Source organism: Rhodoblastus sp. (assembly GCF_019449565.1).
Lineage (GTDB): Bacteria > Pseudomonadota > Alphaproteobacteria > Rhizobiales > Beijerinckiaceae > Rhodoblastus.
This window is the reverse complement of record NZ_JAGRPM010000070.1, coordinates 20612-42138: the sequence shown is the minus strand read 5'-3', so window position 1 is coordinate 42138 and position 21527 is coordinate 20612. Positions and strand designations below refer to the sequence as shown.

The 21527-nt window shown below is 60.5% G+C and carries 20 protein-coding genes and 1 tRNA gene; 3 read left to right on the top strand and 18 right to left on the bottom strand.

Going from position 1 to position 21527, the window contains the following annotated elements; genetic code table 11:
* The first annotated feature begins 14 nt into the window (after positions 1 to 14).
* Together QZ409_RS16150 and QZ409_RS16145 are read left to right on the top strand one after the other, a co-directional pair.
* Positions 15 to 2159 carry a 4Fe-4S binding protein gene (locus QZ409_RS16150; RefSeq protein WP_296713340.1) on the top strand — a complete coding sequence of 715 codons (2145 nt, stop codon included), beginning with the start codon at positions 15 to 17 and terminating at the stop codon, positions 2157 to 2159.
* Between the two features lie 95 nt (positions 2160 to 2254).
* Positions 2255 to 2340: transfer RNA gene (locus tag QZ409_RS16145), tRNA-Ser, on the top strand.
* Between the two features lie 417 nt (positions 2341 to 2757).
* Here the strand turns inward: QZ409_RS16145 and QZ409_RS16140 are convergent.
* Together QZ409_RS16140 and hemN are read right to left on the bottom strand one after the other, a co-directional pair.
* Positions 2758 to 3105, bottom strand: coding sequence for a carboxymuconolactone decarboxylase family protein (locus QZ409_RS16140; RefSeq protein ID WP_296713337.1), 348 nt, complete (start codon positions 3103 to 3105; stop codon positions 2758 to 2760).
* Positions 3106 to 3218: 113 nt separating this feature from the next.
* Complete coding sequence (gene hemN / locus QZ409_RS16135; protein WP_296713393.1) at positions 3219 to 4565, bottom strand: oxygen-independent coproporphyrinogen III oxidase; 1347 nt, start codon at positions 4563 to 4565, stop codon at positions 3219 to 3221.
* A gap of 402 nt (positions 4566 to 4967) precedes the next feature.
* On the opposite strand from hemN, the gene QZ409_RS16130 reads away from it, so the two are divergent.
* Positions 4968 to 5663 carry a Crp/Fnr family transcriptional regulator gene (locus QZ409_RS16130; RefSeq protein ID WP_296713334.1) on the top strand — a complete coding sequence of 232 codons (696 nt, stop codon included), beginning with the start codon at positions 4968 to 4970 and terminating at the stop codon, positions 5661 to 5663.
* Here QZ409_RS16130 and QZ409_RS16125 read toward each other — a convergent pair.
* From QZ409_RS16125 to narH, 16 genes are all read right to left on the bottom strand, one after another.
* Positions 5638 to 5865 carry a DUF1858 domain-containing protein gene (locus QZ409_RS16125; protein WP_296713333.1) on the bottom strand — a complete coding sequence of 76 codons (228 nt, stop codon included), beginning with the start codon at positions 5863 to 5865 and terminating at the stop codon, positions 5638 to 5640. The two genes, QZ409_RS16130 and QZ409_RS16125, sit on opposite strands and share 26 nt — an antisense overlap.
* 228 nt (positions 5866 to 6093) lie before the next feature.
* Complete coding sequence (locus QZ409_RS16120) at positions 6094 to 6975, bottom strand: ferritin family protein (RefSeq protein ID WP_296713331.1); 882 nt, start codon at positions 6973 to 6975, stop codon at positions 6094 to 6096.
* Positions 6976 to 7028: 53 nt separating this feature from the next.
* On the bottom strand, positions 7029 to 8030 hold the full coding sequence (locus QZ409_RS16115) for an FAD:protein FMN transferase (RefSeq protein ID WP_296713328.1): 1002 nt from the start codon (positions 8028 to 8030) through the stop codon (positions 7029 to 7031).
* The gene (locus QZ409_RS16110; RefSeq protein ID WP_296713326.1) at positions 8027 to 8596 is read right to left on the bottom strand and encodes a nitrous oxide reductase accessory protein NosL; all 570 of its coding nucleotides are present in this window, start codon (positions 8594 to 8596) and stop codon (positions 8027 to 8029) included. The genes QZ409_RS16115 and QZ409_RS16110 overlap by 4 nt, the downstream gene beginning before the upstream one ends.
* Entirely contained in the window at positions 8539 to 9366 is an 828-nt protein-coding gene (locus tag QZ409_RS16105) for an ABC transporter permease (protein WP_296713324.1), read from the bottom strand. The genes QZ409_RS16110 and QZ409_RS16105 overlap by 58 nt, the downstream gene beginning before the upstream one ends.
* On the bottom strand, positions 9363 to 10265 hold the full coding sequence (locus tag QZ409_RS16100; protein WP_296713322.1) for an ABC transporter ATP-binding protein: 903 nt from the start codon (positions 10263 to 10265) through the stop codon (positions 9363 to 9365). The genes QZ409_RS16105 and QZ409_RS16100 overlap by 4 nt, the downstream gene beginning before the upstream one ends.
* Positions 10262 to 11533, bottom strand: a complete 1272-nt coding sequence (locus QZ409_RS16095) for a nitrous oxide reductase family maturation protein NosD (protein ID WP_296713319.1) — start codon at positions 11531 to 11533, stop codon at positions 10262 to 10264. Before QZ409_RS16095 ends, QZ409_RS16100 begins: the two co-directional genes overlap by 4 nt.
* A gap of 2 nt (positions 11534 to 11535) precedes the next feature.
* Positions 11536 to 13470 (bottom strand): TAT-dependent nitrous-oxide reductase, encoded by a 1935-nt coding sequence (nosZ, locus tag QZ409_RS16090; RefSeq protein WP_296713315.1) that lies wholly within the window; start codon positions 13468 to 13470, stop codon positions 11536 to 11538.
* A gap of 70 nt (positions 13471 to 13540) precedes the next feature.
* Complete coding sequence (locus QZ409_RS16085) at positions 13541 to 15766, bottom strand: NosR/NirI family protein (protein ID WP_296713312.1); 2226 nt, start codon at positions 15764 to 15766, stop codon at positions 13541 to 13543.
* 135 nt (positions 15767 to 15901) lie between these two features.
* The gene (locus QZ409_RS16080) at positions 15902 to 16273 is read right to left on the bottom strand and encodes a cytochrome c family protein (protein ID WP_296713310.1); all 372 of its coding nucleotides are present in this window, start codon (positions 16271 to 16273) and stop codon (positions 15902 to 15904) included.
* A gap of 542 nt (positions 16274 to 16815) precedes the next feature.
* Positions 16816 to 17370 carry a DUF2478 domain-containing protein gene (locus QZ409_RS16075; protein WP_296713308.1) on the bottom strand — a complete coding sequence of 185 codons (555 nt, stop codon included), beginning with the start codon at positions 17368 to 17370 and terminating at the stop codon, positions 16816 to 16818.
* A complete protein-coding gene (locus tag QZ409_RS16070; protein WP_296713306.1) occupies positions 17367 to 17699 on the bottom strand; it encodes a hypothetical protein in 333 nt (110 codons plus the stop codon). The genes QZ409_RS16075 and QZ409_RS16070 overlap by 4 nt, the downstream gene beginning before the upstream one ends.
* Positions 17696 to 18532 (bottom strand): peptidylprolyl isomerase, encoded by an 837-nt coding sequence (locus QZ409_RS16065; protein WP_296713303.1) that lies wholly within the window; start codon positions 18530 to 18532, stop codon positions 17696 to 17698. Before QZ409_RS16065 ends, QZ409_RS16070 begins: the two co-directional genes overlap by 4 nt.
* A 5-nt stretch (positions 18533 to 18537) precedes the next feature.
* Positions 18538 to 19242, bottom strand: coding sequence for a respiratory nitrate reductase subunit gamma (gene narI / locus QZ409_RS16060; RefSeq protein WP_296713301.1), 705 nt, complete (start codon positions 19240 to 19242; stop codon positions 18538 to 18540).
* On the bottom strand, positions 19235 to 20002 hold the full coding sequence (narJ, locus tag QZ409_RS16055; RefSeq protein WP_342394853.1) for a nitrate reductase molybdenum cofactor assembly chaperone: 768 nt from the start codon (positions 20000 to 20002) through the stop codon (positions 19235 to 19237). Before narJ ends, narI begins: the two co-directional genes overlap by 8 nt.
* Positions 19999 to 21525, bottom strand: a complete 1527-nt coding sequence (gene narH, locus QZ409_RS16050) for a nitrate reductase subunit beta (protein WP_296713300.1) — start codon at positions 21523 to 21525, stop codon at positions 19999 to 20001. Before narH ends, narJ begins: the two co-directional genes overlap by 4 nt.
* Between the last annotated feature and the right edge of the window lie 2 nt (positions 21526 to 21527).

Here is a 21527-nt window from a genome sequence, read left to right as displayed (position 1 = left end):
GAAGGGAAGAAGGGATGATCGGTCGCACCCTGGCGGCGGTCGCCGGACGCTGTTTCGGCAAAGCCATCGCGCTCGTTTTGGCGGCGGCCTGCCTCTCGCCGACCTGGGCGGGGACGCTCACGCGGGAACAGGTCCAGCAGCGTTTCAAACTTCCCTACGAAGTCGGCGAAAAACTCCCCGATCTTCCGGTCTGGCCCGTCACCAGCACTTTGGAGAAAGAGGTGGGCAATGTCGCTTATGCCTATGAAACCTTAGATATTGCGCCATTGCCCGGCTTCGAGGGCACGCCGATGAATTTCCTGGTGACCCTCGACCGCAAGGGGGAATTTGTCGATGTCGAATTGCTGTCGCAGCGCGAACCCGTCTTCACCTTCCGAGATCTCGGCGGCTATGGCGACACGTTCTTGCGGCAGTTCATCGCGCAATATACCGGCAAAAACCTCAACCAGCCCTTCATTATCGCGACGGATTCGGCACGAAACCCCGGCGGAGTCGGCAAGGATCGCGGCGGCGTCGCCATGCTCGACGGCGTCGCCAAGGCCACGACCTCGGTCCGCATCGTCAACCAGACAGTCCTGACGTCGGCGCTGGCGGTCGCGCGCGCAAAACTCGGCTTTGTCGATCGCGGCGCTCTCGGGCCGCCGGCCAAGGTTCGCCGCGATGAATTCGAACGGGTCACTTTTGCCGAAATGCTCGACAAAGGCATGATCCGACGGCTCGTCCTGACCAATCGCGACGTCGAAACGCTCTTTCGTGGAACCGACGGCGCCGGGGCCGACGAAGAGGCGCTCGCCCGGCCGGACGATAGTTATGCCGATCTCTATATCGCCTACCTCAATGCGCCAACAATTGGCCGCGCCCTGCTCGGCGACGAGGGTTACAAGGCGCTGACGGATCGGAATTTCGACAATCGTCACCTGTGGTGGATCGGTGTCGCCGGGCGCTACCAGATCGTCGACGACGACTTTGTTCCTGGCGCCCAATCGCCACGTCTTGCGCTGCGGCAAGCCGGCGGCTTTCTCGATTTCCGCGACCAGGGCTTTGAAAATCTCGAAACGACGGCGCCGGTAAAATTGCAAATGTCGCGGGTGTTTGGCTTGCGCGGAGACTCGGATGTCGATCCCGGTTCGCCGGTCGAACTTATCGCCACGCTCACCCGCGCCAAAGGGCAGATGCTGCCGATTTTCACCCATCAGCAGGTCGTGCTGACCTATGCGCCGCCGCCCTATCTTTTTTCTTTTCCGCCCAAACCGATTCCAGAATGGCTGGCGGCCTGGAAGGGTCGGTGGATCGATATTTCCGTGATCGCCTTTTCACTCGCGCTGTTGACGGCGGCGCTCGCCCGGCCGCGCTGGCTCGTGGCCAGGCCGGGGCGGCTGCGGGTTTTCCGGCTGGCCTTTCTGGCCTTCACGCTGGTCTTTCTCGGTTGGCATGCGCAGGGGCAATTGTCGATTGTTCAAGTCACTGGCGCACTCAAATCGCTGAGCTCCGGCGGCGGTCTGACCAGCTATCTCTATGACCCGGTGTCCTTGCTGCTCATCGGCTTCACCGTTCTGACTTTCGCGATCTGGGGCCGTGGAACTTTTTGCGGCTGGCTCTGCCCCTTTGGCGCCTTGCAAGAATTCGTCGGCCTGATCTCCGAAAAATTGCGCCTGCCGCAAGTCAAATTCCCGGCGAAATACGGCCGGCAACTCGGAAATTTGCGTTACGTCGTTCTGGCGCTGTTGGCGTCAGCGGCGGTGTTTGCGCCGACGCTTGGCGAAAGCCTCAATGCGGTCGAACCGTTCAAGACCAGCATCACGCTCGGCTTCAACGCGAGCTGGCCGTTCGTCGCCTATGCGCTGGCGCTGCTTTTGGTCGCGGCCTTTTATTTCAAGTTTTTCTGCCGGTTCATTTGTCCGCTTGGCGCCGTCATGAGCATCGGAGGCACGTTGAGGCTCTTCCACTGGATCCCGCGACGCCCGGAATGCGGGAAACCCTGCCAGTTATGCAAAATCGAATGCCGATATGATGCGATCAAACCAAAGGGCGACATCCGCTACGACGCCTGTTTTCAATGCCTCGATTGCGTGGAAATCTATAACGACGTACGTCGCTGCGTGCCTGCCGTGCTCTACGAGAAACGAAAGAAGACCTTGATCATTAAGAACGGCGCTTAGGCGACGCCGCCATACGCCTGTAAAGAAGCAGATGACCGCTTCGGCCGCGAGCGGCCCGTCGGCAACGCGTTTTTTGAATTTCCGCCTTGGGTCATGAGCGCTGGTTCATTTCGCTATCGGAACGTCCGCTGAGAGTGCGAGAGCCGCCGGCGGGTCGTAGGTTCGAGCCCTACAGCGCCCAAAATGCGCGACCTTTGACTTGTGCCCCACACTGTGACCCACTGCGGTCGAAGCGTGAGCTGAACCCCCAGAAGAACAAGGGATTTGGCTGAACGGATGAGTTTCCCTCCCTCTCCGCCAGCCTTGCCATTTTCCCAAGATTCTCCAGGATTGCTATAAAATCAGCATGTTCACGCCGCCAACTGTGACCCAGCGGGGTGATCGCTTTTTCGCGAGAAAAACGACACAGGAATTCAAGGTCGATTGCGATTCCGCAATCGAAGAATCCGACTAGATCCGGCGATCGCCCCGGAATACGGCGTGGAATGCTCTGCCCAAATCGACGATTGTGCCGGCCAGCGCCTCGAGGAAAACGCTGGGCCGGCGCACGGCCGGCCGCCGGTCCCTCGAAGCACTTCGACGCACCTCTGCCCGAATATCAGCTGCCGCGAGGGCTTTCTGCTTCATCCATTGCGGTGAGCGAGATGGCGGTGTGCGCATACGCGGCCCCAGCCCGCATTTCGACAGCAACCCAGATGGCCTCCATCATTTCCTCTTGCGTGGCGCCATGGCGGAGCGCCGCTTTCGTGTGCCCTTTGATGCAATAGGGGCATTGAGTAACGTGCGCCACAGCAAGAGCGATCAACTGCTTGGCCTTCGCCGGCAGCACGCCGTCAGCAAAGACCTGTTGGCTAAAGGCTTGGAAGGCTTTCTCCGTTTCGGGGCCGAGAGACCGCCGTTTCTGGGAGAGTTCACGCGACAACGCGGGGTACAAGGATTCAGACATTTCGATATTCCTCGCTGATGGGGTCCCCAAATGAAGCCCCGTGCCGGTGGTCAGGCGGTTGCGACCGCCTCCGCTTCGCCGGCTTGCGGCGGCCAAGCGCGCTCGGCTCGTTCTCAAACAGCCCGGCTGTAGGCGCCTCCGCTTGAGGTCAAGTAAGCGTCGAATGCTGAAGCGACCGTCCGAACGAGGATATGTGAATTCGACGCGATCCGAACCACGTTTCCGTCAAGGTGGACAATCCCGTCCGCGACCAGCGCCTGAAGCCGCGGCGCGGTTCCCATGAGCGCCTCGGGTCTTGTCTGATGACGAGCGCAGACCTGTGCGAGGTCCACCTCGAAATCACACATCAGGCGCTCGATCAAATCAGCCCGCAACCGATCGTCCGCCGTCAACCCATACCCCTTGGAAGTAGGGAGTTCTCCACGGAGCACGCGTTCCGCATGACGTCCCAGGACAACTTCATTTTGAACATAACCTTGCGGCAAGCGGCTAATGGCCGACGCCCCCAAACCGATCAGAACGTCGGATGAATCGGTCGTATAACCCTGGAAATTCCGATGAAGGAGGCCGGCGGCCTGCGCTTGAACCAGACTGTCGTCAGGGAGGGCGAAATGATCGAGGCCAATGCGCTCATATCCAGCGGCGACAAGAGCTTGCGCGATGGCCGCAGCCTGATCAAGGCGGGCTGCGGCATCGGGTAGAGCGGCTTCATCGATTTTCCGCTGATGCTTCTTGAATGTCGGGATGTGGGCGTAGCCAAACACCGCGAAGCGATCCGGCCGCAGGGCCACGCATTGCTCGACGGTTTCAACGCATGACTGGACGGTTTGGTGGGGAAGGCCGTAGATCAAGTCGAAGTTGACGCCACGCACGCCGGCGGAACGTAGGCCAGCCGTCGCCGTCGCGGTCTGCTCAACGCTCTGAACCCGATTGATCGCTTTTTGCACAGTGGGGTCGAAGCTTTGGACGCCCAGGCTTGCGCGGTTGACGCCGGCCCTGCCCAACGCCGCAGTCATGGCGCACGTCAACCGCCTGGGATCGATCTCGACCGCGATCTCGGCGTCAGCAGCGATCAGGAACTGTTCACGCAGCAGGCCGATAAGATCGGTGAATTCCTCAGGCGTCACGATGGTCGGCGTTCCCCCGCCAAAATGCACATGCCGGACAGCAAGCGGATTCGCAAGCTTGTTCGAGACAAGTTCGATTTCCCGGCGCAGGACGGTCAGGTAATCGGCGATCGGCGCGTCACGTTGCGCCACTGTTGTGTGACAGCCGCAATACCAGCACATGGATCGACAGAATGGAACGTGCAGGTATAGCGAGGCCGTCGCGGTTTTTTCGATCGAGGAGAGCCAGTCGGCGTGGATTGCGGCGGATACCACGCCCGTGAAGTTTGGCGCGGTGGGATAGCTTGTGTAGCGAGGCAGCCGCTCCTCGCGATAATGATCTGTCATTCGCATATCCAAATCCGATCTCCCCCGCAACGGCGCGCCCCAGGTTCATTGCCTCGTCGCGTTCGTGCGATCTCTCCCGACATTGACGGTTCGCATTCCCATAAAGCGGCCGGTTTCAGGGGTCTTTGTGCGGCGACAAAAAAACATGCATTTTTTCTGCTGCGAGGATTGCGGGGCCTCGGTAGGCGCGCAGACATGCGATTGGTGACATCCATCAATTTTCTTACACAAGGCGAAAGCAGAGCCTTAGTCCTTGAGCATTCGCCTTTTTTGCTTTGTAGCGGCGAACGCGCCCTGTAACCTTGCCTGCCGACAAACAGGCCGAGGTCGGAACTTACGCTCCGACCACGACGGCGCGCGAGTCGCCGCGGTGGATGATCGAAAAGCTCGATTCGGAGATTTTTTGTTATGGCGCAAATCGACCGCTCGCTCATCGCGGCTTTGCCGTCCTTTGTCGGCATGGGGCCTGAAGCGCTCGACGACGTGTTGGCTCAGGCGCGGCCCTTGCGCGCCCCAAAAGGCTCCGCGGTCTTCAACCAGGGACAAAACGCCGAGGAGTTTTTTCTGCTGCTGCACGGTCGGCTACGCGTGACGCGCATCACTCCACAGGGCGAGCAGGTGGTCGTGCGATTTGTCGGGCCGGGCGACATGTTTGGCGTCGCCATGGCGATCAAGAGCGAGATTTATCCCGGCACGGCCACCGCAGTCGTCGATTCCCTGGCGCTGGTTTGGCCTAATTCCGCCTGGACAGGACTGATCTCCCGTCATCCGGCGCTGGCGCTCAACACCATGGGGACGCTAGGCGCGCGTTTGCAGGATTCACAAACGCGAATTCTTGAAATGTCGACGCAGCAGGCCGAAAAGCGCGTCGCCCATGCAGTATTGCGGCTTGTCAATCAAGCAGGCCGCAAGACCGACGAAGGAATTTTGATCGATTTTCCGATTTCTCGGCAGGACATCGCCGAAATGACTGGCACGACACTGCATACCGTCAGCCGCATCTTCAGCGCCTGGGAGGAAAAGGGGCTGGTCAAGGGCGGCCGGCGACGCATTCTTGTGTGCGACCCGCATGGCCTGTTCATGCTGACGGAGAAAGCGGACTAGCGAGCAGTTCTTCGAGCAGCCGCTCCGCATCGACGCAATGTTCGCGAGCGGCGTCGGCGACGGTATGGAACTGTCCAATTGGACAGCCGACACATCGAAGCCTTCTGCGAAGAAACACCTTGATCGTCGCCGGACGCCATCGCATCACGTCGTCTACAAGGGTCTCGATATCTATCTCACGAGATTTCGGATCGGTTGACATAGGCGGAAGTCTGACCTGCTCTCGCTGGCGTTTCGTTGTGCTGGAGCAAGCATAACTGATCAAGCTCCTTCATCGCGACGTCTGCGGATCAGTCATGATCAGATCCACTTATTTGGTCCTGGCTATGGTTGTTCCCGATCCACGCCGCTTCGTATGACGCCGTAAAAAAACACATGGGATCGAGTGCATCCGCCCGGTCGGACCTCTTCACTACCTCTGGAGCGTTCGTCAGGCGGCGCCCATCCCCAAAAGCGTATTGCTGCGCGCGCCGCCGGCGGTCGCGAGACGCGTTACGATATTGCTCGCGCGATTTTGCGCTTCCGCGACCAGCGCTTCGTCATCCGATTTCTCGGCGATCGAAGCGTAGCGATCAAAACATTCTTCAAGGATTCGCAATCCGTCGGCGACGCTTCGTAGGACCGACGCCGAGTCAGCTTGGACGCCTGCCGAGCAGCGCAACTCATCTTCCGACAGACGCTGAAAAATCGCGGCGTCGGCATCCTCGCCGTTGGCGCGAAGAGCGTGCGCAAGCCCCGCATGCGCCGCCGCCGCTTCCGCGTCCCAAAGTCGAGCCAGCGCTCGCAATTCGTCAACATTCGTGGGAATTTCGAAAGTCGCAGGCCGTTTCTTATGAAAGGCGCGGCGACGATACTGACGAAGCAGCGCCGCGTGCTGCAATTCCTCAAGCGCGAAATTTTCAGCCATGGCTCGGATTTCGTCACTTTCCGCTTCGGCTGACAGATAGCTGTAAAAGGCGAAGGCGCGTTCCTCATTGCGGACCGCGAAAGCAAGCGCTTCATAAGCTCCCAGTTCGGCGCCGCGAGCTTCGTCCTGATCATAACCCGGCGGCGTCTCCCATTTTACATGTGCGATATCCGGTCTGTGGCCAAGCAGCTCCAGACTGCGATCGCCGATCTGGCTCGCGTGCCGATCCTCCATTCCGGCAAGGCTGTCGAACAGGGCGGTCATTTCCATATCGCCCTGCCGCGCCATCCGCGCCGACAGGCTGCGATAGCGGGCCGCGGCCTCGCGCTCCAAAGCTTCCGCCACGGCAAGGAGGTCATCGGCGGAGCGCACTCGAACGTTGACATGTCCCGTGTCGCCCATCATTCATCCTTCCGAAATTTAAGCCGCTGCGCCAGCCCGCTAACGCCTCTGTATGCTTACCCCTTCTGCACGAAGCGGGAACCGTCGGGGCGGACAAAATGAGCGACCAGTCCAAGTTTGCGCACAATGGGCGCCGTCGCCTCTTCCGGCATCAGAGCGAAAGCGGTCGAAAGCGCGTCCGCCTCGGTCGTCGTCGCGGCCTCGACCGAAACCGATAGCCAGCGCCAGCTGGTGCGGCCGGTTCGCGGCTCGAACAGATGATTGAATCGCCCGCTCGCATCGAACATCGTGCCATAGCCGCCCGACGTCGCCACGGCGCGATCGGCGAGCGGAATGCGCTGATCCAAATGCTCGGGGGCGCGAGGGTCCTCGAGTCCGACGGACCAGGGCTCGCCCATCGGATGAGTCCCCAGCGCATAGATTTCGCCCATATTGACCATTGCGTGCTCGACGCCGCCCGCACGCAACAGGTCGACGACGCGATCGGTAATATAGCCCTCCCCGATGCCGTTCAGAGTGACGCTCATCTCTGGCCGCGCCAAGCGGATGCTTTCCGCGTCCACCAACAGCGCGTCCTGTCCAATACGCGCAACGGCGGCGGCGATCGCCTCGGCGGGAGGACCTCCTGATGAGGCGTCGGGCCGAGAAAAATGCGCGGCATAGAGCGCCCACAGAGGCTGCACCGTCACATCAAAGGCGCCGCCCGTCAGTTCGCCATAGCGGCCGCTTTCGGAAAGAACCCTGACCAGATCGAACGGCGGATTTTCAATGTATCCGTCGCGATTGAGACGCGATAACGCGCTGTCGGGACGATAGAGGCTCATCACCCGCTCCAGGCGCTCGACTTCCGCCAGGCTCGCAGCGATCAGCCGATCCGCTACCGCGGGGTCGGGGTGGTGAATTTGCATGGTGGCGTCGGCGCCCAGAGCCGCGCCCGACCAGACGCGGAGGAAAGAGTTTTTCGAAGGCGCGGCGCGGGCGGCGGCGAAGGGAAGGAGAGGCAGTCCGCCAGCAGCGGCGGCGATGGCGATAAAGCGCCTGCGCGTGGCGTGCATCATTGTTCTCCCGAGTTTGAAGCCAGAATGTAATCGCGCGGCATGTCTTCGAACCCGACGATCCTGCCGCCCTCCGCCTCGACAAATTTTCTCGCGGCGTCGGCGGCCCCGAAGGGGATGGCCTCGTCGGTGTTCATCCCGCTGCGACGCCGGCTTCCGATCACAAATAGCGCCTTGTTTGCCTCGACCCACATTCCGGGTTCCGGTTGCTCCCAGTTTTTCACCCGCGCCATGTCGTTGACATAGATCGCTTCAATCGCCTTCGGCATTTCCGGCAACATGACAAAGGCGAATGCGTCCCGGACAGTGGCGAACCAATAGGGGTCCGGCAGGCCCCGAATGAAGATCTGGGCTTTGGGACCGGCATGTTCACTCAGCGACATGCCGCAGAACTGCGCGACCGAAGCATCGGAGATTTCACGAGGCGGCGGCGCGGCGGCGGCGTTCCGATTCTGCTTGCAGGAAGCAAGCAACGGTGCGGCCAGCAAAGCGAGCAAGACCGTGCGGCGTTTCATACCTGTCTCCGTGCAAACAAGGCGACGGACGCTGCCAACGGCGCGACCATCCATGCTGCAAGGGCTCCCATGAGCGTCCACGGGCCGAGGCCGGCGCCGGCGCCAAGCCCAGCGACTCCCGCAAAGCCGCTTACATCATTGCTCGTCGTCAGATTGAGCAGCCGATAAACATCGGCCGGGTTGAGAAGCAGCAAAACATTCAACATTTGCGGCGTCACATTGCGGCCTTGGTCAACAACCAGTCCGCCCAACAACGCCATATCGTAGAGCAACACAAAGAACAGCCAGACGCCGATGGCGATGCCGCCGGCCGTCCCACGATCACGGACCAGGGCGCTGATGAAATAGCCGATGGCGATGAACACGCCGCCGAGCAGGGCGGAGGTCCCGATCATGAATACAAAGGCCGACCAGGCGTCGGAATTGTCGTTTCCGGCCAGTTGCAGGGCCAAACCTGCGAAGCCATAGCCGATCACGGTCGCGAAACCCAAAATGGCGAGATGGCCGAAGAATTTGCCGAACACCACCTGCCAGCGCGCCACCGGATAGGAGAGCAGCAAGGCCATTGTGCCGCGATCAATCTCTCCGACAATGGCGTCATAGGAAAGCAGCAAGGCGATCAATGGAATTAGAAAAATCGTCAGGCTCGACAGGCTGACGATCGTCACGGCGAGGGCGCCGGTCTTGACCGCGCCGGTGGGAGCCGAACCCAGAAACGCCAAGGTTAGCGCCAGCGCCGCGAGCAAAGCCGTTGTCGCCAGCACCCAACGGTTTCGCATCCCGTCGCGCCATTCCTTGCCCATGATGATGAAAACCTGCCTCACTCCGCCCCCTTCTGGAATTGCGCATAGAGTTCATCGAGCGTCGGGCGCAGAATTTCGATCTGGCGCGCAGATTTCGGAAGCTCGCGCAAAATGGCGGCGACTTCGTCCTCGGCGCAGGCCCGCTCCAACCGTCCGTCGGGCGTCGACGCCCAACCAGCAAATTTATCGATCTCGGCGCCATCCGCACGAAATCGAATTCGCGGCTGGATCGCGGCGAGGCTGCGAAGCTCGGCAATGCCGCCGTCGGCGACCTTCCGTCCCCGATTCATCACCACGACGCGATCGACCTGCCCCTCCAGCTCCGCGAGGGCATGGGACGACAAGAGAATCGTCGCGCCATCTCGGCGAAGCTCGCCGACGATCTCGTAGAAACTTTGCCGTAACGCGGGATCGAGGCCAGTCGTCGGTTCGTCGAGCAACAAGGCGCGCGGATTGCCGAGCAGAGCCTGAGCCAGCCCGAGGCGTTGCCGCATTCCTTTGGAGTAAGTTCCGACGCGCCGATCCGCTGCCGCCGCAATGCCGACCCGTTCCAGCAAAGCCTTGTTTCCGGCGACCGGCTGGCCTTTCAGTCGCGCATAGAACGCCAGCGTTTCTGCGCCCGTCAGAGACGGATGCAACGCGACATTTTCAGGTAAATACCCCAACTCACGCCGGGCTGCCGCAGCCGCCCCGGCGGATGGATCTTCCCCAAGAACCTGAACGCTGCCGCGCGTCGGTCGAATGAGTCCGAGCATCATCTTGATCATCGTGCTTTTGCCGGCGCCGTTATGGCCGACAAGCCCGACGCATTCCCCGGCCCGCAGGTTCAAATCCACAGCGTCGACGGCCAGTTGCCGCCCATAAAGGCGTGTGACGGCGCGCAGGACGATAGTATCCCGGTTTACGAACTCGTGTCTCATGGCGTCAACCGCTCCATGGACGATGGCCGAGTCGGTTTCATCAGAGGCGCAGTGTCGATCACCCCACCCGGGTGAATCGCTGGAAATCGCGCCTGCGCCCAACGCACGATCTGAACAGCAGGACTGTTCAGCAGAAGCTTTGCGGTGGGCGCGCGCCAGATTACCTGGTCCATCAGGTTGTTCGGGCGGTAGGCCGTATCGGCGATACCGTCGCCATTCAGGTCAAAAGCCGGATTGTCGCTGTAATAATTGCCGCGCCCGCGGACCGACCAGTCAAGCAGTCTTGTGCCAACATACATCACTTGGGTGCGATTGTTGACGAAGGCGTTTCCGGTGATCTCATTGCGTTCGGAGCCTGCGGTGAAGTGAATGCCGATATTGCACCCCTCGAACCAGTTGCCTGCGAACCGGTTCTTGTTCGCGTTGTAGATAAAGACGCATTTGTCGCTGGCGCGCGTGACATTGTCTTCCACGCGCGAATTATTGGCATAGTTGAATAGGAAGCCGTGATCGCGATCCTTGTCGGAGACGTTTTCATGAACGTCCAGGCGATCCGAAAACATCAAGACATAGCCGACTTCATTGCCGGTCGAAAAATTCGCGACCACATTGCTGTCGTTGGTGTACATGAAGTGCACCGCGAAACGCAGATCGTGAAACGTGTTGCCGCGCACGATGTTGTTTTTGCTCGACACCGAAAAGACGCCGTCGCGGCCATAACGTATATCGTTGTCGACGATGGCGGAGCCGGGCGTGTTCCACAGCGAAACCGCCGGACCGCGTTCGGTTCTGCGTAACCGCTGCAAGCCGTAGATCTGATTGTGGCTGACGATCACGTCATGCGGCCCGTCCAGATAGATCGTGATCAGGTTATCGGTGAGATGATTGTCTTCGATCCGCGCGCGATCGCCCGTGCGATCGACGAAAATGCCGGAGTTCTTGCCGATCAGCGAAAGTCCGGATCGTTGAATGTTCAGGCCGCGAATGGTCGCTTCCGGGGCCACAATGGTAATGACGTTCCCCGTTTCATTTCCATCGAGCGTTGCGCCGGGCTCTCCCTCGATCGTCAGCCCGGGCTTGTCAATGACCAACCCGCCCTTGAAGACGCCCTTCGAGAGATGCAGCGTATCGCCGGGCGCCGCGTGAGAGAGCGCCTCGACGACGCTCTCTCCTTCGCCCACAGGAATAATCGCCGCCCGCGCCGCCGCCGCCGCAAGGACGGCAGCGGCGAAAAGCGCCGCCTTCAGCGGAATGCGCGAACGGCTCATGGTCAGCCCTGCTTCGGGTGAACCAGCATGCGCCCTGACATTTCCATGTGCAGGGCGTGGCAGAACCACTGACAGTACCACCAATGCACGCCGGGCCGGTCCGCCTTGAACGTGACCGACGCAGTCGCCAGTGGGCTGATCTCCATGGCAATGCCGTAGCGCACCATGGTGAAGCCGTGAGTCACGTTTTCGATGTCGTCCATGTTGGTCAAGAAGACCGTCACTTCATCGCCTTCGTTCACCTCGAACTTTTCGAGGCTGTATTTGGGCGCGTTCGAGTGCATATAGACGCGCACCTTTTTGCCGTCCCGGATGACGTCGGCCGCCGTCTCCAGCTTCACGCCGTCCTTGGCGGCCCACTCCCGCGCGTCCGCGAACATCGGATCGTCGCGTTTGTAGATGCTGATCGGGCTGAGCTTCGACTTGTGCACAATGTCCAGATCGTGCGGCTCGGCGAAGGCCGGACCGTCATGCACGATTTTCATTTCCTCGCCAGAAATGTCGATCAGCTGGTCATTGTTCGGCTTCAGCGGGCCAACGTTGAGGAAGCGGTCCTTGGAGAATTTGTTGAGCGAGAGCAGCCATTTGCCGTCGCACTCCTTGGTTTCGCCCATCGACGAGTGATTGTGTCCCGGCTGATAATGAACATCCAATTTCTGGATGATCGGATCGACCTTTTCGCCCGAGAAGGCGCGCCGCGCCTTGTCGAGGCTCCATTTGCAGACCTGGCTGTCGATGAACAGAGTGGTATAGGCGTTGCCCCTGCCGTCGAAAGCCGTATGCAGCGGTCCGAGGCCGAGTTCCGGCTCGGCGATGATGACGTCGCGTTCCTTGATCTTGCCCGCGAACAAATCATCGATCTTGCGTACGTCGATCACGCTGACGGTCGGTGACAGCTTGCCGTTGATGACGACATGGATGCCGTCGGGGGCGGTGTTGCAGCCATGTGGCGAATTGGGGATCGCTACATAGCGCGCATATTTCGCCCCCGAACCATGGCGGCCGTCGACGATTTTCACGCCATTGGTGACCTTGAAATCGCCGTCCTTGATGGCCTGTTCGATCGCCTTGATGTTGAAGATCACCGCCCAGGCCTGCTCGTGATCCGTCATTTCATCGGTGGTCACGCCCTTGTTCGGGTTGTAGCAGGTTGAGAAGGCGTATTTGCCCTGGTAGTCGGCGTCGGTATTGTCGAGATTGCCGTCGACCAGCACCTGCCAGGCGACCTCCATCTTGTCGCCGTCGACCGCCGTGAACACCGACCAATAATTTTTCGGATCGTCGAGCACCGAGCCGTCATTGGGGATCGGGATGATGTGCTCGCTATTGCAGAAGATATAGCCGGTGCGCGGATATTTCTGCGGCCGCAGGCCATGGATGTCGGAGGCGTTGGGGACTTCGATGATCTTGTCGACCTTGAAAATATCCAGCCTGATTCGGGCGACGCGGCAATTGGCCTTGTCGTTGACGAATAAATAACGCCCGTCATAGGTCCCGTCGGTGAACGAGACATGCGGATGGTGCAGGTCGCCGTTGTGATAGTCGCCGCCGCGGCTCTCAAGGAATTTCCTGGTCGCAGGCGTCAACCCCTCGGTCAGGATTTTCTTGCTTTCATTGGTGATGCCCCAGCCGGTGGCGCTGTCGCGGTTGAAGACCGGAATGCGGACCAGCTCACGCATCGACGGCATGCCGAACACGCGCACCTCGCCGGTCTGGCCGGAACTGCTGAATCCGTAATATTCGTCGAGATCGCCGGGCTTTACCTCGAAGTTGAGAGTCCCGGTTTTGGCGGCCTTGGCCTCTTGCACGAGGTTCAGGTAGGCGGCGCCGCCCGACAGTGCGGCGGCGCCGACTGCGGCGGTTCCTCCCAATATGCCGCGGCGGCTGACGCTCGGCGTGGGTTCCTCGCCTTTTGGATCGTTATGCTGCTCGGTCATGGTTTCCTCCCTGGGAATCGGTTCTGCGAGAACCACATTGAAAAAAGCGTCGCGGCGACGGCCGAGTCGTTCACGACGATGCGTGCTGGTCGGCGCTCTGCGCCGAGACCTTGGTTTTGGGTGGAAGAGAAACGTGCGAAGCGCCTGCGCCCGACGAAGCAGAATGCCTTTCGCGCTTGAGACGCCGCTGAATCATCACCGGGCATTTCTGGTCGTGGTGATAAAGCATCTGGCAATGGAGGCATTGAATGCATTCGTTGGGATTGATGTGTCCTTCCGGATGGATCGCCTGCACTGGACATTCGTTTCCGCATCTCTGGCAGGGAACGCCGCATTCCCTATAGCGCCGGAGCCAGTCGAACAGGCGAAGGCGCGCCGGAATGGCGAGGGCCGCGCCCATGGGGCAGACGTAGCGGCAGAAAGCGCGTTCGACGAAGAGGCTTGATGCGACCATCGCTCCCGCATACAGCGCAAACGGCCACTGGCGCGCGAACTTCAGGATGATCGCCGTCTTGAACGGTTCGACTTCCGACAGGCGTTCGGCAAGCCCGAGATCGCTCAGCGAAATGCCGAACAGCACCAGGAAGATGATGTATTTGAGGGCCGTGAGCCTTTGGTGGACGCCAAAGGAAATTTTCAGCTGCGGAATGTTCAGCCGGCGCGCAATTCGATTGGTCAGTTCCTGCAAAGCGCCGAACGGGCACAGCCAGCCACAATAGGCGCCACGGTTCCAGAATAGCAGTGAGGCGGCGGCCGCGAACCACAGGATAAAGATCAGCGGGGCCATCAAGAAATAGTCCCAGCGAAAATCGGTCCGCAACGCGCTCAGAAAGGCAAGGACGTTGACGATGGACAATTGCGCCTGCGCAATCCATCCGATCCAGACCAAAGTGAACACCAAAAAGCCCAGGCGAAGGCGGTCATAGAACACCGGGCGCCGCACGAGCCAATCCTGGAAGAAAAAGATCACGGTTAGCAAGGCGAGCGCCCCAACCAGTACGCTGATCTCGCCGGTCTTGGCTCTCCACATGGCGTGCCACATTGGCGGTTCGGTCGATTGCGCGTCTGTCGCCGCGGACGGCGCGGGCGCATTGACCGCGGCGGCGGCCGCAGTTGTGGGAGGCGCCGGCTTGAGATAGGCTTCAGGCAATTCATAATTCACATCGAAAGTCAGGAACGCCTTGTCACGGGACCCATAGGCGCGCTGCGCCAGCAATTGGAGCCGCCATGGTTGCGCGGGGTCGAGCGCCGTTCCCGCTGGCACGCGGAAAAGATCGACATCACGGAAACTCGGCGCGCCGACGGCGTGAATATCGCCGATCCGCGTGTGGTCGCGATCCCGGAAGCGGATGCTGCTGTCGCCCTGCAGAACCTCGAAACGATCGAATATTCCGCCGCGCACATAGCCGGAGCCCTTGAAGGAATAGGCGCCATTCGACGCGACCAGGATCGCCTGCTGGCCTGGCGCCAGCGTCTTTTGCAGCGACGCAAAGCCGTCCGCGCCAAGCAGGCTCTTTCCGATCGCGGGAATGGAAACGGGAGCGATATACAGATCAATGAAAGTAGTCGCCGGGTCTGCGTCCTCGGGGTGCTCGACGCCATTTTCATTGCCGGTGCGTCGGAACGCCTCCGTGACCTCTCCGACGGACAAGCTCAGCCGGCGCACCGCGCCCCCGCTCACGAGCGCATTCCAGTCGGCGGGAGCCGCATGAGACGGATCCAGTTCGCGAACAGCTGCAACGGCCGCAACCGGGCCGCCCATGCCTTCTGCATTCGCGACCTTGATCGCCGCCCGCACCATGCTCTCGGCGATCACGGCCACAGTCACGGTCGCGCCGCTGACAATATCCACCGCCGGGCGATCGGACGGCGCCGAATGGCTGATGGCCAGCACGTCCCGACCGACGTACCCGCGAATGAAGGTTTCGATACGCTCGGGAGGAATGCCGATCAGCACGATCGGTTCGTGATGCGCCATCAGACGCGCGCCGGAGATCTTTCCGTCCGTCGACAAGCCTTCGAGGATCTGGATCGGCTGGCCGGAATAGCCGGTCGAGTTGACCCAATCCGCGTTAACGAAAGCGTAGCCAAGCAGCCTGTCGCCCGCGAAGATTTTCGCGGTCGGCGGGCTACCTTGAACAGGTCCATAATGGTCCGCGCCTGGCGCGAACTCCGCTGCGGGAACCTGACCGATATATTGCTGAAGTTGACTGGCGAGAGCGAAACATGGGGCCGCCGCCGCCAGCCATAACAGCACACCCAAAATGATTCCGAAGAGCCTTGCGATTGCCAGCACGGTTCATTCCGCCTAATCGATACTATGCGCGCAACAACACTCGTCTCACGAACGTATCGCGCGAGACGTCTCTAAACAGTTGGCGAATGAAACCGCTGGTTACGCGCACAAAGCGAGCGCCAGCGACTTCCGACTTTATTTAAGAGTTGCGAGATAGGCGATCACGTTTGCGCGATCGTCCGGACTCGGAATACCCGCGAAGGCCATTTTGTTACCAGGGATCGCCGCTTTGGGATCGGTCAGATATGCGTTCAGCGCCGCCTCGTCCCAGGTCTTGTTGGCCGCTTTCATCGCATCGGAATAATTGTATCCGGCCACTGACGCCGAAGGCCTACCAACGACACCGAACAAAGACGGACCGAGTCCGTTTTTCCCCGCGACCGCCGTGTGGCACACCGCACATTTGCTGAATACTTTTTTGCCGGCGTCAGCATCGCCCGCCGCGTTTGCAGCCGTCGCGAAATTGGCGCCAAGGAGAACGGACGCGAAGAGAACGGCATATTTCATCGATGTGACCTTTCAGGAAACTTGTCGATACCCTTACATGCCGAAACGAATCCGCCTTCGGCGACGGACATTCGGAACGACATGATTTGGCCTCGTACTCTTGTCGCAGTGAGACGGCGGCGACAACTCCGTGGCACAAACTATTCGTAGTGGTATTTGCGAAACCGCAAACTCAGTGAAAAACGTCGTTCGCTGTCACCACAACCCCCGCATGACAATGTTCGTTCCGCGATTCGACGGAGCGATCACTCGGTTGCGGCAGCAGGATTTTCGAATCTGCTTGCAGATCGACACGTCCTACAAACCTTGCGAGCGCAAACCGAAACCGTCTGATCGGCGCAAACGGATACTGTTTGATCGACGTTTTCTTCAAGACATTGGCGATATCGTGCACGCTTTGTCATCATCGTCAACAATATTTGGAAAATCCAAGGATTAGTTGATAATAGTCAAGACTTAAATCGCAAGATGAAAACACGCCGCTGCATTTAATCACTTCTCGTTGCATGTGCGAAGCGGCCCGCCGCGCTTTCCCGGCGCCTTTAGGGGGCTACGAAAGCCGCGAATAGCGCGGCCGCCTCAACCTCAGTCCCAAAGTCTCCGGCGAAGGCTTGCCAAGCCGCTAGATTGCGGCGCGGTACGCCGATATAAACGGGGACCTCCAACGCTAGCGCATCGGAGATGATGCACCGGAAGCCGCCGCCTTCCGCTTCCGACTTGCCGAACTTGTTCAACAGGATCAGATCGCAATCTGGCAGGCTGGAGAGTACAAGGGCGCAGATCCGCGCCAGACCATCATGATCGAGGCGACAGCCGCGCGCCAAGGCGCCGCGTTCTTCCGAAATCTTGATTGTCTGACCCGTGGTCAGGTCTTGAAGATGCATGTCGCAGCGCCGTCCGAGCGCAGGCGCAGCGGCAGGCTTTTCCATCACCCCGCCGAGCCGGAATCCCGCGCCTCTCGCGTGTTCGGCGATCGCCGCGAAAATTTTGCCGATATCGAAACTTTCCTCATAGACCAACGCCGTGAGCGGATTGGACAGCACATCGACTGGAAAGCGAGCCGAGAGAAACCGATCGTTGTTTTCGATTGCGTTCATGGGGTTTCTCCGCCGCCAGTCCTATGCGCCGCACAAAATTTCGTTTCCTTTCCGTCGCGCGCGATCGCCCAGTCCATCATCCGCCGCAGGCAGACGACTCCGGGGTCTGCGGCGCGGTTGAGCGCCGACACAAGCGAGAGCCAATCTTCTTCCTGGGCGCCCGAAGCAAAGCGCTCGACCGACGCGCTGGCGTACTCGCCCAAAGCTTCGCCATGTTCGGCGGCGACAGACGAGGCGCGCTCCTGCCATTGCGCGTCGCCGAGTTCGGGAAGCAGTCGCGCGACGAAATTTTCGTCGTCGAATTGCCTCAGGATTTCGCCAAGGCTCACGACATGCTCCGTTGGTCTTCCGCCTTGTCCGGCGACAGGACAATCCCTTCGATTTTCGCCTGTTGGGCAAGATGGGCGATATAGCCGGCGATTGCCTGGCGAGCGCGCGTTTCATCGAGAAAGGCTGAGATGCGCTCCCGCACCAATTCGAACGGCAGGGTCACGCCTTCGATCTTCCGATCGAGCCGCAGCACGTGATAGCCGAAGCGCGTGCGCACGGGTTCGTCCGATATGTCTCCGGGCGCCATGGCGAAGAGCGCGCGCTCGAACTCGGGAACCATCTGGCCTCGCGTGATCTGACCCAGGTTGCCGCCGTTCTCGCGCGAGGGGCAGGCTGAACAAGCGCGCGCGGCGCCGGCGAAGCCGGACGGATCGCGCTTGAGAGCAACAATCAAGTCCCGCGCAGCCTCCTGCGCGGTGGCCTCGCTCTCTGGGTTTGCAGCGATGAGAATATGCGCGGCCTCGTAGATATCGGCCGAGCGGAAGCGCCGCAAATTATTATCGTAATAGCGGCGGCAACTGTCCTCGTCCGGCGCGTCCTGTGGCGTCGCGCGGGCGATCAGGGCGCGGATCAGCGCATCCTCATCCGTCTCCCGCCTGCCTTCGTCATCCTGTTCCGGCGCGAGCGTCACACCAAGCCGCCGCGCCTCTTGCAGCAACAATTCACGAATGGCGAGCGCGCGCCCTGCCGCCGCGAAAGCCTGTGCGGGCGTCCCGGCGCGATGGTTCTGCGCCTCTCGCGCAATCAGCTGATGCGGAATCGTCACGCCATTGACGCTAACGTTTTTACGGCGTGGGAACGCTTCCAATTTTTCGGCGGCGCAGGCGCTCATGGTCGTCACTCCCCTGCCGGCAGCGTCTTGCGGCTGCGCACGATTTGATAGCCCTGACGGCCGAAATACCATACGGGCGCAGACCAGATGTGTACGAGTCGAGTAAAGGGAAAGAGCAGGAAGATCGTCATGCCCAACACGAGGTGCAGCTTGAAGATCGGGCTGACGTCCGAGACATTGAGCCAGGCGTCGGTCTGCAGCGTCAACACGCCCTGCGCCCAGTTCATGAATTTCACCATTTCATGGCCGTCCAGATGACCGAGCGACACAAAGATGGTGGACAGGCCGAGCAGCAGTTGCGCGAACAGGATCAGCAGAATCGCGATGTCGCTGAAGGACGACGTCGCGCGAATGCGCGGATCGGTCAGCCGCCGATGCGTCAACAGCACGATGCCGACAAGGCACATCAGGCCCGCTGTTCCGCCGACGACGATCGCCAGCATCTGCTTGAAGGAATGCGAAATACCGAGCGCGTCGAAGATGGCGATGGGCGTCAGCAAGCCGACGCAATGGCCCAGGAAGATGACCAATATGCCGACATGGAACAGGTTAGAGCCCCACATCAATTGCTTGCGGCGAAGAAGCTGCGACGAGCCGGAGCGCCAGGTATATTGCTCGCGGTCGAAGCGGACCCAGCTCCCCAACAGGAACACGGTCAGGCAGAGATAGGGATACCAGCCGAACAGCAGGTGATTGACATAGTCAGCCATGACGACCGTCCTCCGTCGCTTGGTGGGAAGGGGAAAAAGTGAAATTTGTGCGCGGCGTCTTGTCCTGGACCACGCCCGGCGCAGGGCGACGGGCTTGGCGCAATTTCGCCGCGAGCGAGTCGTGGCCGCAATCGCCGTCCACCGGCGCGCCGAAATCCACCGGCGCGTCCTCATAGGCTTCGTCCAGCGCCTCGAAATCGTCAGGTTCGGGATCAGGCTCCGCGCGGAGAACCGCGAGCAGGGCCGCGTCGGGCTGAACCTGCGCCATGGCCGCCAGGGCGCGGAACACGGCCTCGTAGAGCGAGGCGCGCTTGCGCAGCCGTTCGGCCAGGGCCGCGAAGACATGCGCCGGTTCGCCGAGCAGAGGCAGCGCCTCGGCGGGTTCGAGCGTGGAGAGGAACTCCAGGAACAGAGGCGTGAAGTCGGGCAGTTCATTGGCCGCGCCGAGGAGGCCCTTGCTCTCATAGAGCGCGCGCAGATCCACCATGGCCTGGCCGCGATCGCGGCTTTCGCCATGCACATGCTCGAACAGGTGCAGCGATAGCGACCGCGTGCGGTCGAACAGCAGGATGTAACTTTCCTGCAAATCATAGAGATCGCGGCCGCGCAGATCGTCGACGAGACGAAGCAACGCCGCGCGCTCCGTTGCGGGCATGAATTTCTCATTTTCAATCGTCGCGCGGATTTCCTCCAGCGCCGCGACGAATTCCGCCGTCGGATAGGAGAGCAGGGCCGACAGAGCCTTGAAGATTTTCATCATTCGACCTCCATCGGCGTCTTCACTGACGGTTTTTTCGGACCGCCGAACAGATTGACCGGCGTCTCGCCGCCGGAGCAGCCGTTGCCGAAGGAGAAGCCGCACGAGCCGCGCAACTCCAGCGCATCCTCGCTCGATTCGCGATGCGCGGTTGGAATGACGAAGCGATCCTCGTAATTGGCGATCGCCATGATCTGGTACATCTCCTCGATCTCCGCGGGCGTCATTCCGACCTGCGCCGCGATCTTTTCATCGATGACGCCATCAATCGTCTTGCTTCGCATGTAAGCGCGCATCGCCAGCATGCGCTCAAGGCCCAGCGCCACCGGCCTCTCATCCCCCGCCGTCAGCAAATTGGCCAGATAACGCAACGGAATGCGCAGCGACCTCACGTCCGGCATGGCGCCGTCCATGCCCATCTTGCCGGCTTCGGCGGCCGACTGGATTGGCGACAACGGCGGCACGTACCAGACCATTGGCAGGGTGCGATATTCGGGATGCAGCGGGAAAGCGATCTTCCAATCCATCGCCATCTTCCACACCGGCGATCTCTTCGCCGCTTCCAGCCAGGCGTCCGGCACGCCGTCGGCGCGCGCCTGCGCGATCACCGCCGGGTCATTGGGATCGAGGAAGACCTTCAATTGCGCCTGATAGAGCTTTTTCTCATCCTTTTCGCTCGCCGCCGCCTCGATGCGGTCGGCGTCATAGAGGATCACGCCCAGATAGCGGATGCGGCCGACGCAGGTTTCAGAACAAACCGTCGGCTGTCCCGCTTCGAGGCGCGGATAGCACAGGATGCATTTCTCCGATTTGCCCGACGACCAGTTGTAATAGATCTTCTTGTAGGGGCAGCCGGAGACACACATGCGCCAGCCGCGACATTTGTCCTGGTCGATCAGAACGACGCCGTCCTCCTCGCGCTTGTAGATCGCGCCAGAGGGGCACGAGGCGACGCAGGCCGGATTGAGGCAATGCTCGCACAGGCGCGGCAGATACATCATGAAGGTGTTTTCGAACTCGCCGTACATCTGCTTCTGTACGCCCTCGAAATTATAATCCGCCGAGCGCTTGGAGAATTCGCCGCCGAGAATTTCCTCCCAGTTGGGCCCGCCCTCGATCTTCTCCATCCGCTCGCCGGTGATGAGCGAGCGCGGTCGCGCGGTCGGGAAGGCTTCGAGTTCCGGCGCCTTTTGCAGATGCTCGTAATCGAAGGTGAAGGGTTCGTAATAGTCGTCGATTTCCGGCAGGTCGGGGTTGGCGAAAATATTCGCCAGCACCCGCCATTTGGCGCCGATCTTCGGCTCGATCGAGCCGTCGGCCTTGCGCGTCCAGCCGCCGTTCCATTTCTTTTGATTTTCCCAGTCCTTGGGATAGCCGATGCCCGGCTTGGTCTCGACATTATTGAACCAGGCGTATTCGACGCCCTCGCGGCTGGTCCACACGTTCTTGCAGGTGATGGAGCAGGTGTGGCAGCCGATGCATTTGTCGAGGTTGAGCACCATCGCGATTTGTGCGCGGATTTTCATCG